This is a genomic window from Soehngenia longivitae, from assembly GCF_004684055.1.
In the GTDB taxonomy this organism is placed as follows: Bacteria; Bacillota; Clostridia; order Tissierellales; family Tissierellaceae; genus Soehngenia; species Soehngenia longivitae.
In genome coordinates, this window is sequence record NZ_SRIB01000003.1 from 21950 (window position 1) to 35983 (window position 14034).

Sequence of the window (14034 nt, forward strand, 5' to 3'; positions counted from 1 at the left end):
GCTCTCATTAATGTATAATATAAGAATAGACCAATGCAAAGGATGGGTAGCTCATGCAAAGTATAATAAATTCTTTCATAAATATAAGAATAAGAGATATCATAGATATACTCATAGTCGCTTTTGTACTTTATAGAATACTGTTATTAATAAAAGAAACTCGCGCTGAGCAATTGATGAAGGGGATAGGAATATTATTAGTGCTCACAAAATTGAGTGAATGGGCAGAGTTATACACTATTAACTGGATATTAAGCAACGCTATGACAGTAGGTACGTTGGCAATCTTAATAGTATTTCAGCCAGAGCTCAGAAGAGGCCTTGAATCCCTTGGAAGGAGTAGATTTTTCACAAAATCATTTGTTGACATCAGGACAGAGAACATGGCAAATGTAGTAGATGAGATAGTTGAGGCTTGTGCATCCTTGTCAAGACAAAAGATTGGAGCTCTCATGGTATTTGAAAGGCAGACCGGTCTAAACGAAATAGTAGAGACAGGTACTAAGATAAATGGAAATGTAAGTGCTGATTTGTTGATAAATATCTTCATACCAAATACACCGCTCCACGATGGTGCAGTTATCATAAAGGACAATATAATTAAAGCAGCAGCTTGTTTTTTGCCTCTTTCTGAGAGTAGTGCAATATCTAGAGAATTAGGGACAAGGCATAGAGCAGCAATCGGCATAACTGAAAGGTCTGATAGCCTAGCAGTGATTGTTTCTGAAGAAACCGGAGCTATATCAGTTGCTGAAAATGGGAACATTTCAAGATATATTGATCCAGAAACTTTAAAAGAAATCTTACTCAACATGTACAAACCCAAGAATGGAAAGGATTCATTCTTGAAATGGAGGTCCAAATATGGAAAAGAAGAATAAAAATTTGTCTTTAAAATTAGCTACCATTGTCGTAGCCGTTCTTCTATGGAGTTATGTTATGAGTGAGGTTAATCCTATTATAAGCAAAGAATTTAAAAATATAACCGTTAATTACTTAAATGTTCAATCTTTAGAAAGGCAGGGCCTTGTAATAATGAGTCCTGAAAGTGCTAAAGTAAATGTTGTGATTACTGGGAAGAAAAAAGAAGTAGATAATGTATTAGCTTCAAATATATATGCAGAGGTTGATTTAGCAGGTTATGGAGAGGGACAAGTGAGAGCTCCTATTTCAGTTAAAATATTAAATAGCACTGCAGATGTATCAATTACTAAAATTTCACCACAAGAAGTCTTATTTACCCTAGAAAAAACTATAACCAAGGAAATAACGATAACACCTGAGACGATCGGAGAAATGGCTGAGAAATACGTTGTGGGGGATATTGTATCTGAACCGGAGACAATAATTATAAGGGGACCAAGAAGTTGGGTAAATGAAGTCGACAAAGCTGTTGCTACTGTAGATGTGACAAACAAGACAAAAGATTTCACAGACACAGTTCCAATAAAACTATTAAATATTGAAGGTGAAGAAGTGGTTGGAGTTGAAAAAGAACCAAGCTTTGCAAAGCTCACTGTGCCAATACTTCAAATTAAAGAATTACCAATAGAATTAATTATAGAAGGAGATGCTCCTGAAAACACTTCAATCACTAATATTTTGCTAAATCCAAGTACGGTCCAAGTAAAAGGATATGAACAAGATTTGAATTCATTAGAAAATATCAAAACAAAACCTGTAGACATAAATCAGTTGTTAGAAGCAAACGAGATAGAAGTAGAATTAGATTTACCTGAAGGAATAGAATTAGTTGATCCTACTACAAAAGTATCTATGTCATATACATTCGAAGAGATAACTGAAAAAATAATTGAAATAAAAGTAAGCGAAATGGAAATATTAAATTTATCTGAAAATTTAAAGCTTGATGATGAAAGCCTAGAAAAAAGCGTTAAAGTAACAGTAAGAGGATTAAAAAACATCCTAGATGAAATAAACAAAGATGATTTGATACCAACTATAGATATTAATAATTTGGATGAAGGCACACATGAAGTAATCCCAGCTTGGCCAACTGTGGATAATGTTGTTATTTCAAAAGTAGACCCTGAAACAATATTTATAAATTTAATCACAAATTAAGGGGGAAATTTATGGAAAAAAAATATGTACTCGCTATCAATCCAGGTTCAACATCTACTAAAGTCTCTTTATTTGAAGGTGAAAAAGAAGTTAAATCTAAAAAACTCGAGCATGACAAAAATGACTTGGGAAAATTTGATCGAATAATTGACCAATTTTCGTACAGATTAGAGGCTGTCGAAGACTGGCTCAATGAAGAAGACATAAACCTTGAATCTTTAAGAGCAGTTGTTGGGAGAGGTGGACTCCTTAGGCCAATGCCTAGTGGAACTTACCTTGTGACAGATGCGATGATACTTGATCTTCAAATTGGCATACAAGGTGAACATGCATCAAATCTAGGAGGAATTCTCGCAAAGCATTTGGCAGATAAAGTTAATATCAATGCATATATTGTAGATCCTGTAGCAGTAGACGAGTTTGAAGATGTAGCACGTATTTCAGGTCTTAAAGAGATACCTAGAAGATCACTTGTGCATGCTTTAAATATCAAAGCAGTTTGCCACAGATATGCAGAAGAACATGGAAAGAAAATAGAAGAACTAAATTTAGTCATAGCTCATTTAGGTGGTGGAATTTCAATTTCTCCTATTAAAAACGGAAGGATAGTTGATGCTAATAATGCAAATCAAATGGGACCATTTTCACCTGAGAGATCAGGTACACTCCCAGTTGGAGATTTAGTAGAACTGTGCTTTTCTGGCAAATATCAAGAAAAAGAATTGAAGAAAATGACTCATGGAAAAGGCGGGCTGGTATCCTATTTAGGTACTTTTGATGGTAGAGAAGTTTTGAAGAGAATAGAAGAAGGTGAAAGTTACGCTAAATTAATTTATGATGCAATGTGCTATCAAATAGGAAAAGAAATAGCTTCCATGGCAACGGTGTTAAAGGGAAATGTTGAAGCAATCTTAATAACTGGAGGATTAGCTTACTCCGACTATTTAGTTGAAAAAGTTAAAGAAATGGTAGGTTTTATATCACCCATTTATGTTTACCCTGGAGAAGATGAAATGAAAGCATTAAATGAAGGTGTGTTGAGAGTATTAAACGATCAAGAGAAAGTTAAAATCTATGAAGAAGAGGTGGAAAAATGGTAGAAACATTTGAGAGCTTATTTGAAAAAACTAAAAAAAGCGGTCCAAAAAAAATAGCAGTAGCAGTTGCACAAGACGAAGATGTATTGGGAGCTGTGAAATTAGCTTATGAAAATAAGATAGTAGACCCTATTTTAGTCGGCGATGAAGAAAAAATCAGAGAAATAGCAAAAGAGCTTAATTTTGATTTATCAAATATCGAGGTAATCGATGAAAAAGACGGTTCACTTGCAGCAAGAAAAGCTACTGAATTAGTAAGCTCTGGCAAGGCATGTGTTCTTATGAAAGGTCTTATAGACACATCTATCATCATGAAACAAGTCCTAGACCATGAAATAGGACTAAGGACAGGAAATGTCATAAGCCACGTAGCACTATTTGAAGTGCCCACATATCATAAAATGTTTATTGTTACGGATGCAGCAATGCTAATAGCACCTGATTTAAATCAAAAAAAGGGAATTATTGAAAACGCTGTCAGCATATCACACAAACTAGGAGTAGATATACCAAAAGTAGCAGTACTAGCAGCAAAAGAGAAAGTATCCGAAAAAATGGAAGCAACTGTACATGCAAAACTACTAAAAGAGATGAATGAAAGAGGAGAAATAAAGGGATGTATAGTAGATGGGCCATTTGCTTTAGACAATGCTGTAAGTAAAGAATCAGCTCGTATCAAGGGCATAAAAAGTGAAGTTGCAGGAGATGCTGATATTTTATTGGTTCCGGATATCGAAGCGGGAAATGTATTATACAAAGCACTAACTTTTTTAGCAAACGCAAAATCAGCCGGTTTAATAGTAGGTGCAAGAAATCCAATAGTTCTTACATCTAGAGCAGATAGCGAAGAAGCAAAACTAAATTCCATAGTATTAGCTACATTTTTGACAAATTAGGAGGATGAAATGACAAGCTACAAGATATTAACTATAAACCCAGGTTCAACATCAACTAAAATTGCAGTATTTGAAGATGAAAATCAAATATTTGAAGAAACTTTAAGACACGATGTAGATGTAATTAGTAAATACAATTTTATCGTTGATCAATACGGATTTAGAAAAGAGATCATACTAAGTGCTCTAGAAAAAAACAACATCAAATTAGAAGATCTAGATGCAGTAGTAGGAAGGGGTGGCTTATTAAAGCCAATTGAAAGCGGTACTTATGAAGTAAATGAAACTATGTTAAATGATTTAAAACAAGCTAAATATGGAGAACATGCATCAAACCTAGGAGCTCTTTTAGCATATGAAATAGCAAAATCCATTGGGAAAAAAGCATATATAGTTGACCCGGTTGTCGTCGATGAATTAGATGATGTAGCACGTATCTCAGGCTTGAACTTAATAGAAAGGCGAAGTGTACTACATGCACTAAACCAAAAAGCTGTAGCAAGAAGGTTTGCAAAAGAAATAAATAAAAAATATGATAATCTAAATTTGATAGTTACGCACTTAGGTGGGGGAGTATCTGTAGGGGCTCATAAAAAAGGAAGAGTTGTAGAAGTAGCAAATGCTCTAGACGGAGATGGACCTTTTTCGCCCGAAAGGACAGGAGGGTTGCCTGTCGGGGATTTGATAACTCTTTGTTTTTCAGGTAAGTATACAAAAGAAGAAATAAAGAAAATGCTGGTAGGCAAAGGTGGATTAGTTTCATATTTAGGAACTAACGATGCTAGAGAAGTAGTAAAGAAGATAGAGAGTGGAGATAAATACTCAGAATTAGTGTTCTATGCTATGGCATATCAAATCAGCAAAGAAATTGGGGCATGTGCTGCTGTATTAAAAGGTGAAGTCGATCAAATAATACTCACAGGAGGCATAGCGTACAATGAAACATTTACAACATGGGTAAAAGAGATGGTTGGGTTCATTGCTCCAATCACAATTTATCCAGGAGAAGATGAATTGAAAGCATTGGCGTTAGGTGGGCTTAGAGTGTTAAAAGATGAAGAAAAATCAAAGGAATACATTGGCTAGGTGAATAAATGTTAAACGATAAAAGGATTAGAATCATAACAGGCCACTATGGAAGTGGAAAAACTGAATTTAGTTTAAATTATGCTATAAAATTAAGCGAATTAAATAAAAAAGTAGCACTTTGTGATTTAGATGTAGTAAATCTCTATTTTAGAAGCAGAGAAAAGGAAGATTTATTAAAAGAAAAAGGCATACGGGTAATAGCTAGTTCCATGCGAGGCAACGCAGTTGACATACCTGCAATATCAAGTGAAGTATTAGCGCCGATTGAAGATAAATCATATGATGCGGTGTTTGATGTAGGCGGAGATCCAGCAGGAGCTAGGACACTGGGTAGATACAATCCCTATTTAAAAGAAGACGACTATGATATGCTCATCGTAGTAAATGCAAACAGACCTGAGACTATGACAAAGGACAAAGTGATAGAATATATTGTAAGGATTGAAGATACATCTAGACTTAAAGTAACAGGACTAATAAACAACACTCACATGCTAAAACAAACTCAAGTAAATGATGTATTAAAAGGCTATGAATTAGTAAATGAGGTATCTTTGGCTACAGGCCTTGATATAAAATATAATGTATGCTTGGAAGCACTTAAAACAAAATTACCAACAAATTTAAAAGGAGAAATTTTTCCCATAAAGCTATATATGCGGGAAGAATGGATGATTTAAAAGGGGGATTCTAGAAAATGGCGAAAGCAAGTGGCAGAGTCACATTTGATGAAGACATGTGCAAAGGCTGTGGACTTTGCGTAACAGTTTGTCCAGTAGACATCATACAACTTGACACTGGGAAACTAAACAAAAAAGGATATTATCCAGCAAGCGTCAAAGAAGAAGACATGGGAAAATGTATTTCTTGTGTAAACTGCGCAATGATATGCCCAGATGTCGTTATCACAGTAGAAAGATTATAAGGAGGGTCACATATGTCAAAAGTTCTCATGAAAGGGAATGAAGCTGTTGGAGCGGCTGCAATTGCCGCAGGGTGTAGATATTTCTTTGGCTACCCAATAACACCACAAAGTGAAGTTCCTGAGTACTTATCCAGAGAATTACCAAAAGTTGGAGGAGTATTTGTTCAAGCTGAATCAGAAGTTGCAGCTATAAATATGGTTTATGGTGCTGCAGGAGCAGGAGGAAGAGTTTTAACATCATCATCAAGTCCAGGAATTGCATTGAAACAAGAAGGAATATCATATCTTGCAGGTGCTGAATTACCATGTGTCATCGTTGATATGATGAGAGGTGGACCAGGGCTTGGAAGCATTCAACCATCACAAACAGATTACTTTTTAGCAACAAGAGGAGGCGGAAATGGAGACTATAGACTTCTTGTACTTGCTCCTTCAGATGTACAAGAACTAGTTGATCTTATAATGCTTGGATTTGACCTTGCTGATGAATATAGAAATCCCGTCATGATATTAGGCGATGGCATGATAGGCCAGATGATGGAACCAGTTGAGTTTAAAGAAGATTTAAAAAGAGAAATTCCTGAAAAGCCTTGGGCTACTACAGGTACAAAAGGTCAAAGAAAACCTAATATTATAAATTCTCTTTACCTTGAAGCAGAATTACTTGAAGAACATAACCATCATCTTCAAGCAAAATATGAGAAGATGAAACAAAATGAAGTAAGAGTAGAAACTTACAACATAGAAGATGCTGACTTGGTCTTTGCTGCATATGGGACAACCGCACGTATAGTAAAGACTGCGATTGCAAAATTAGAGGAAGAAGGGTATAAAGTAGGGCTTATCAGACCAATCTCACTTTTCCCCTATCCATATGACTCATTTAAAAACATCAATCCCAACTGCAAAGGTATACTAACGGTTGAAATGAATGCAGGACAAATGTTAGACGATGTAAAGATAGCAGTAGAAGGCAAGATTCCAACACACTTCTATGGAAGAACAGGTGGAATGGTACCAGGACCTGCTGAAATTGCTGATAAAGCAAGGGAAATTTTAGGAGGTGACAGATAATGGCGGTTATATTTCAAAAAACCAGAGGCTTAACTGATGTTCCAACTCACTACTGCCCAGGCTGTACACATGGAATTATTCACAGACTCGTAGCAGAAAGTCTAGAGGAACTAGGAGTTTTAGACGATGCAATTGGAGTAGCACCAGTAGGTTGCTCTGTAATGGCATATAAATACTTTAACTGTGATATGCATGAAGCAGCTCATGGAAGAGCACCAGCTGTTGCAACAGGGATAAAAAGAGTAAGACCAGATAATTTCGTATTCACATATCAAGGAGATGGAGACTTAGCTTCCATTGGGACCGCAGAAATTGTACATGCTGCACACAGAGGAGAAAAGATATCAACAATATTTGTTAACAATGCAATATATGGTATGACTGGTGGACAAATGGCACCTACAACTCTTGTAGGCCAAAAAACAACAACCTCTCCATATGGTAGAGATAAAGCAACCCAAGGCAGCCCAATTAGAATGTCAGAATTACTTGCAACCATAGAAGGAGCAGTATTTGTTGAAAGAGTAGCAGTAGACACACCAGCAAATATAAGAAAAGCAAAAAAAGCAATTAAAGAATGCTTTCAAGTACAAATAGATAAAAAAGGTTTTGGCATAGTAGAAGTACTTTCAACTTGTCCTACAAACTGGGGACTAACACCACCAGAAGCACTAAAATGGCTTGAGAAAAATATGATACCATATTATCCTTTAGGGAATTTTAGAAGACCAGAGGAGGTAAAATAGTTATGGAAGAGAGAATAATAATCGCTGGCTTTGGTGGGCAAGGAGTAATGGCAATAGGTCAAATGCTAACTTATGCGGGAATGATTGAAGGGAGAAAAGTATCTTGGCTTCCATCATATGGACCTGAGATGAGAGGAGGCACTGCAAATTGCAATGTCATAATCTCAGACAAACCAGTTGGTTCACCATTAGTTGAAGAAGCAAATTCAGTAATCATACTAAATAAACCGTCATTAGATAAATTTGAAGGTAATGTGATAAAAGGAGGAAACCTCTTTATAAATACCTCTCTAATTGATAGAAAATCAACAAGAGATGATATAAATGTATATTACATTCCTGCAAATGATATTGCAACAGAATTAGAAAATCCCAAAGTAACAAATATGGTCATGCTAGGGGCATATTTGGAAGTGACAAAAGCTGTTTCTTTAGAATCTATATATGAAGCATACGGCAAAGTCTTTGGAGAGAGTAAACTCAACCTTCTTCCAATAAATAAAGAAGCAATGGAAAGAGGAGCAAAACTCATCAGAGAACAAATAAAAGTAGAAGCTTAAATTAAGCGTAGGGGACGGATTATATCCTCTACGCTTCTTTAAATAATGATAGGAGGCTTTTTATGCAATTTGATATTATAGAAGGAATTAACACATTATCATTAGACTTAATAGCTACGTTAGCACTTTCAGTGCTACTGCTTATGCTTGGATACGCAATAAGAGGAAGAATTAAATTTTTACAAAAATTTTGCATACCCGCACCAGTTATTGGCGGATTATTGTTTTCTATAATTGTATTTATACTTAGACAAAATAAAGTGGCTTATATTCAAATGGACACTGTGCTTCAGACACCACTTATGATTATGTTTTTTACAACAGTAGGAATCACAGGGAGTTTTAAGGTGATAAAAAAAGGTGGTAAAATATTAATCATCTACTGGGCTTTGACATCACTACTTGCCGTTATCCAAAATTTCATAGGCATAAGCATTGCAAAGTTAACAGATATAAATCCTATGTTTGGCATTATGGCAGGGTCTGTTTCTATGATAGGAGGGCATGGTGGAGCAGCAGCATTTGGTGAGACCGCAGAGAAAGTGATGGGAGTCTCAGGCTCGACAGCAGTAGCCATGGCAGCAGCAACATTCGGGCTAATATCTGGAAGCCTAATAGGTGGACCAATTGCTAGATTTTTAATAGAAAAACATAAACTAAAAGCAAGGGACTCTGAAATAGTACTTGAAGAAACCACAAAAGAAGAAAGCAAGTACCCAATGGATTATACTGGAATTATGTTTAACTTGACAATAATTGTCACAATAATGGTGATTGGCTCGATAATAAGCAATGCATTCACCTCATTTATAAAAAGTATTGGGCTAGGAGAAATTGTTCTTCCGGCATATGTGGGAGCTATGTTTGTAGCTATCATATTTAGAAACATAAACGATAAATTTCATTGGTTCGATCTTGACTATAATATAATTGACATAATGGGAGATGTGTCTCTCGGAATTTTTCTATCGATGGCACTAATGACATTGAAATTGTGGGAACTTATAGGAGTAGCAGGACCAATGTTTATCATTTTGTTTGCCCAAGTTTTATTCATCAGTTTCTATACAATATTTATTGTATTTAGACTTTGTGGCAAAGACTATGACGCTGCAGTTATGGTTTCTGGCATGTGTGGGCACGGTCTCGGAGCAACACCAAACGCTATGGCAAATATGAACTCTGTAACAAGTAACTATGGTTATTCTGCAAAAGCATTTTTGATAGTGCCATTAGTAGGTTCATTCCTTGTAGACATGGTTAACATACCGAACGTGTTGACCTTTATGAACTTAATTATGTAAAAAGAGTAGGGATATCCCTACTCTCCTATTGCAAACATAAACTCACCACTTGCAGCTTTTTTATCTCTCACATAAGCTACACCTTCACCAATACCAATACTACCTCTCACTCTTGTTATGCTCACTTCAATCTCTAAAATATCTCCAGGTAAAACTTTTTCTTTAAACCTAAAATTATTCACACCTGCAAAATAAGCAGTCTTTCCACGGTACTCCTCTTTAGAAAGGATTATCACAGCTCCTACTTGAGCCATAGTTTCAATTAAAATAACCCCAGGCATGACTGGATTATTTGGAAAGTGACCTTCAAAGTATGGTTCATTGATAGTCACGTTTTTAAACCCCTTTCCACTCAAACCTTCATCATCTACATCAACCCGGTCTACAAATAAAAAAGGAAACCTATGAGGTAAGATGCTCATTATTTCCTTTATACCAAAGCTAGTCATATACTCACTCCTTCAAAAAAATAAATTATTGATTAATAAAAAAAATTGTAGTATACTTAACCTAAAATTTGCCTTTAAACTAATATTATGATAATATATATTAGGTTAAAATGCAAATTAATTACAATGATAGTAATAGGAGGTGGGCATTTGCAAAATAGAAATGTAGGCATATCAGGGATAGGAAGTTTTATACCTGAGAAAGTATTGACAAATAATGACCTGTCAAAGATAGTAGACACAAGCAATGAATGGATAGTTTCAAGAACAGGCATAGAAGAAAGGCATATAGCAGATGAGTTTACTGCAACATCTGACTTAGCTACAAAAGCAGCACAAAATGCAATAAAAGATGCTAATATAGACCCAAAAGAAATTGATTTAATAATCGTAGCAACAGCAACACCAGATCATTTCTTCCCTGCTACAGCAGCGATAGTTCAAAAAAACATAGGGGCAGTAAATGCAGCAGCATTTGACATGAGTGTAGGTTGTTCAGGCTTTGTATATGCAATGGTCACAGGTGCAAACTTTATAGCAACAGGTATTTACAATAAAGTACTAGTTATAGGAGCAGAAACACTAAGTAAAATTACAAACTGGAATGACAGAAATACTTGCGTATTGTTTGGAGATGGTGCAGGAGCATGTATATTGGAACCATGTGACGAAAGTTTTGGAATATTAGCTTCAGAGCTTGGGTCAGATGGTGCCAATGGCGAGTGCTTGATTATGCCAGCTGGAGGATCCAGAATGCCAGCAACAGCTAAAACAGTAGAAGAAAATCTTCACACTATAAAAATGGATGGAAAAGAAGTATTTAAATTTGCTGTAAGAGTTATGGACAAATCAACCGTAAGGGTGTTAGAAAAAGCAGGTCTTAAAAAAGAAGATATAGACTATTTTATTCCTCATCAAGCAAATATAAGGATAATTGATGCAGGACTAAAAAAACTTGAATTAAGCAAAGACAAGACTATATTAAACATAAATAAGTATGGGAACATTTCATCAGCATCTATACCAGTAGCCTTGGATGAGCTTTCTAAATCTAAGAAACTAAAAAAGGGAGACAACTTACTCTTGGTAGCTTTTGGAGCAGGATTAAGCTGGGCTTCTGTTGTTATGCGTTGGGCAAAGGAGGATTAACATGATAAAGACTAGAGTGACAGAGCTACTAGGCATTGAATACCCCATCATTCAAGGGGGCATGGCATGGGTAGCAACACACGAGTTAGCAGCAGCAGTCTCACAAGCTGGAGGATTGGGTATAATAGCAGCAGGGAATGCACCAAAAGAAGTGATAAGAGATGAGATAAGAAAGGTAAAAAAACTTACAAATAAGCCATTCGGCGTAAATATAATGTTACTTTCACCTTTTGTAGATGAAGTAGTAGACACAGTGCTTGAAGAAGGAGTGCCTGTAGTAACTACAGGTGCAGGGAACCCTGGAAAATACCTTGAAAGATTTAAAGAAAAAAACATAAAAGTAATTCCAGTAGTGCCAAGCGTTGCATTAGCTAAGAGAATGGAAAAAGAAGGAGTAGATGCAGTCATAGTGGAGGGGACTGAAGCAGGCGGGCACATAGGAGAATTGACTACTTTTGCATTGGTACCTCAAGTAGTAGACGCTGTGAGGATTCCAGTAATAGCAGCAGGTGGGATTGCTGATGCAAGAGGATTTGTAGCAGCATTTGCATTGGGAGCTGAAGGAGTGCAAATGGGAACTAGATTTGTACTTTCCACTGAAGCTAAAGTACACGAAAACTATAAAAACTTACTTTTAAAAGCAAAAGATAGAGATGCTATAGTTACAGGAAGAACTACAGGGCATCCAGTAAGAGTAATAAAAAATAAATTCACAAGGGAATTTTTAGAGTTAGAAAAACAAAATGCACCACTTGAAGAATTAGATAAATTTGGAGCAGGTAAATTAAGACTCGCGGTCGTAGAAGGCGATGTAGAACAAGGATCTGTCATGAGTGGGCAAATCGCTGGACTGATAAATGATATTAAACCATGTAAAGAAATAATAGAAGGTATATGTAGTGAAGCTGAAACAGTTATAAAAAACCTTTCTAAAATGGTAGGAGGGATATAATATGGGAAAGATTGCATTTATATTCCCTGGGCAGGGATCACAATATGTCGGCATGGCAAAAGACTTCTATGATGAAATAAAAGAATCAAGATTAGTCTTTGAAGAAGCTGACGATGCATTGAACATGAAATTAAGCTCACTTGTATTTGAAGGAACAGAAGAAGACTTGATGAAAACAGAAATCACTCAACCAGCAGTTCTAACAGCGAGCATAGCTATGCTAAAAGCTTTAGAAAAAGAAGGAATTGACTGTGATTACACGGCAGGTTTAAGCCTTGGAGAATATAGTTCACTTGTAAAGAGCAAGGCAATGAGCTTTTCAGATACTTTAAGAATAGTAAGAGAAAGAGGAAAGTTCATGCAAGAAGCTGTACCACAAGGAGTAGGTGGAATGGCTGCGCTCTTAGGATTAGATAGAATTTATTTGCCTGATGTATTAGAAGCAGGTAAAGACTACGGAATAGTTGAAGTTGCAAACTACAACTCTCCTGAACAAATAGTAATATCAGGGGAATTAAAAGGCATAAAGATTTCTTGTAAAAAAGCAATTGAACTTGGAGCAAAAAAAGCAGTAGAGTTGCCAGTAAGCGCACCATTTCACACTTCACTTTTGACACCGGCAGGTGAAAAATTAAGAAGAGAACTTGAAAAAATAACTATAAATGATTTACAAAAGACTGTCATATCGAACGTAGATGGGAAACCTGTCGAAACAAAAGAGGAGATAGTTCAAAAGCTCGTTGATCAAGTATCACATTCGGTATTATGGCAGCAATCAATTGAAAAAATGATAAATGACGGAGTAGATACTTTCGTAGAAATAGGACCTGGGAAGTCGCTATCAGGATTTGTTAAAAGGATTGGCAAAAGCATGAACAAAGAAGTAACAACTTTAAATATAAACAACGTAGATACCTTTAGACAAGCAGTAGAGAAACTTACAAAGGGGGCATAGATTTTGAATAAAAAAATTGCCCTAGTAACAGGAGGAAGCAAGGGGATAGGAAAAAGCATAGCAATAAAATTAGCCGAAGATGGATATGACATTGCCTTTACCTATTCATCAGATGAAAATGCAGCAAATGACACTTTAGAGGAATTAAATAAACTTGGCTCAAATTCATTAAGTATAAAAAAGGACATGAGCATAGAAGAAGATGTGAAAGAAGCTATCAAAGAAATCGAGGAAAAACTTGGTACAGTAGATGTATTAGTAAACAACGCAGGAATCACAAGAGATGGACTTTTAATGAAGATGAAAGCTGAAGACTTTGATAGAGTCATAGAAGTAAATTTAAGGAGTGTATTTTTGACAACCAGAGAGATCATAAGACCTATGATTAAAAAGAAATATGGTAAAATAATCAACATTTCCTCAGTAGTAGGTATCATGGGGAATGCAGGTCAAGCAAATTATGCAGCTTCAAAAGCGGGAGTAATAGGATTTACGAAATCAATTGCTAAAGAATTTGCCTCAAGAGGTGTTAGAGCAAATGCAATAGCACCTGGATTTGTAGAAACTGACATGACTAAAGTACTAAAAGAAGATGTAAAAGAAGAAATGCTTAAAAACATACCATTAGGCTACTTTGCAAAACCTGAAGATGTAGCTAATCTTGTGAGCTTTTTAGCAAGTGAAAAATCAGACTATATAACAGGTCAAGTAATACAAATAGATGGTGGAATGAATATATAATATTTAGGAGGA

The 14034-nt window shown here is 35.8% G+C and carries 16 protein-coding genes; 15 read left to right on the forward strand and 1 reads right to left on the reverse strand.

Annotated elements, in window-relative coordinates; genetic code table 11:
* The first annotated feature begins 53 nt into the window (after nucleotides 1-53).
* From cdaA to gltS, 11 genes are all read left to right on the forward strand, one after another.
* Nucleotides 54-881, forward strand: a complete 828-nt coding sequence (gene cdaA, locus E4100_RS02875; protein WP_135270537.1) for a diadenylate cyclase CdaA — start codon at nucleotides 54-56, stop codon at nucleotides 879-881.
* Nucleotides 865-2085, forward strand: coding sequence for a CdaR family protein (locus E4100_RS02880; RefSeq protein ID WP_135270538.1), 1221 nt, complete (start codon nucleotides 865-867; stop codon nucleotides 2083-2085). The genes cdaA and E4100_RS02880 overlap by 17 nt, the downstream gene beginning before the upstream one ends.
* 11 nt (nucleotides 2086-2096) lie before the next feature.
* Complete coding sequence (buk, locus tag E4100_RS02885; RefSeq protein WP_135270539.1) at nucleotides 2097-3185, forward strand: butyrate kinase; 1089 nt, start codon at nucleotides 2097-2099, stop codon at nucleotides 3183-3185.
* On the forward strand, nucleotides 3179-4078 hold the full coding sequence (locus tag E4100_RS02890) for a phosphate butyryltransferase (protein ID WP_135270540.1): 900 nt from the start codon (nucleotides 3179-3181) through the stop codon (nucleotides 4076-4078). Before buk (E4100_RS02885) ends, E4100_RS02890 begins: the two co-directional genes overlap by 7 nt.
* A gap of 9 nt (nucleotides 4079-4087) precedes the next feature.
* Complete coding sequence (gene buk / locus E4100_RS02895) at nucleotides 4088-5164, forward strand: butyrate kinase (protein WP_135270541.1); 1077 nt, start codon at nucleotides 4088-4090, stop codon at nucleotides 5162-5164.
* A gap of 8 nt (nucleotides 5165-5172) precedes the next feature.
* Entirely contained in the window at nucleotides 5173-5847 is a 675-nt protein-coding gene (locus E4100_RS02900) for an ATP-binding protein (protein WP_135270542.1), read from the forward strand.
* A 17-nt stretch (nucleotides 5848-5864) separates the two neighbouring features.
* The gene (locus E4100_RS02905) at nucleotides 5865-6092 is read left to right on the forward strand and encodes a 4Fe-4S dicluster domain-containing protein (protein WP_135270543.1); all 228 of its coding nucleotides are present in this window, start codon (nucleotides 5865-5867) and stop codon (nucleotides 6090-6092) included.
* Nucleotides 6093-6104: 12 nt separating this feature from the next.
* Entirely contained in the window at nucleotides 6105-7166 is a 1062-nt protein-coding gene (locus tag E4100_RS02910) for a 3-methyl-2-oxobutanoate dehydrogenase subunit VorB (protein ID WP_135270544.1), read from the forward strand.
* A complete protein-coding gene (locus E4100_RS02915) occupies nucleotides 7166-7912 on the forward strand; it encodes a thiamine pyrophosphate-dependent enzyme (RefSeq protein ID WP_135270545.1) in 747 nt (248 codons plus the stop codon). Before E4100_RS02910 ends, E4100_RS02915 begins: the two co-directional genes overlap by 1 nt.
* 2 nt (nucleotides 7913-7914) lie before the next feature.
* Nucleotides 7915-8472, forward strand: coding sequence for a 2-oxoacid:ferredoxin oxidoreductase subunit gamma family protein (locus E4100_RS02920; protein ID WP_135270546.1), 558 nt, complete (start codon nucleotides 7915-7917; stop codon nucleotides 8470-8472).
* Between the two features lie 62 nt (nucleotides 8473-8534).
* A complete protein-coding gene (gene gltS / locus E4100_RS02925; RefSeq protein WP_135270547.1) occupies nucleotides 8535-9776 on the forward strand; it encodes a sodium/glutamate symporter in 1242 nt (413 codons plus the stop codon).
* A 17-nt stretch (nucleotides 9777-9793) separates the two neighbouring features.
* Here gltS and fabZ read toward each other — a convergent pair whose 3' ends face one another.
* Complete coding sequence (gene fabZ, locus E4100_RS02930; protein ID WP_135270548.1) at nucleotides 9794-10225, reverse strand: 3-hydroxyacyl-ACP dehydratase FabZ; 432 nt, start codon at nucleotides 10223-10225, stop codon at nucleotides 9794-9796.
* Between the two features lie 150 nt (nucleotides 10226-10375).
* Here fabZ and E4100_RS02935 point away from each other — a divergent pair, with 150 nt between their 5' ends.
* The 4 genes from E4100_RS02935 to fabG are packed head-to-tail and all read left to right on the forward strand — an operon-like array spanning nucleotide 10376 to nucleotide 14022.
* Nucleotides 10376-11374 carry a beta-ketoacyl-ACP synthase III gene (locus tag E4100_RS02935; protein WP_245196347.1) on the forward strand — a complete coding sequence of 333 codons (999 nt, stop codon included), beginning with the start codon at nucleotides 10376-10378 and terminating at the stop codon, nucleotides 11372-11374.
* A gap of 1 nt (nucleotide 11375) precedes the next feature.
* On the forward strand, nucleotides 11376-12326 hold the full coding sequence (gene fabK / locus E4100_RS02940) for an enoyl-[acyl-carrier-protein] reductase FabK (protein WP_135270550.1): 951 nt from the start codon (nucleotides 11376-11378) through the stop codon (nucleotides 12324-12326).
* 1 nt (nucleotide 12327) lies between these two features.
* Nucleotides 12328-13281 (forward strand): ACP S-malonyltransferase, encoded by a 954-nt coding sequence (fabD, locus tag E4100_RS02945; RefSeq protein ID WP_135270551.1) that lies wholly within the window; start codon nucleotides 12328-12330, stop codon nucleotides 13279-13281.
* A gap of 3 nt (nucleotides 13282-13284) precedes the next feature.
* A complete protein-coding gene (fabG, locus tag E4100_RS02950; protein WP_209315238.1) occupies nucleotides 13285-14022 on the forward strand; it encodes a 3-oxoacyl-[acyl-carrier-protein] reductase in 738 nt (245 codons plus the stop codon).
* Nucleotides 14023-14034 lie beyond the last annotated feature (12 nt).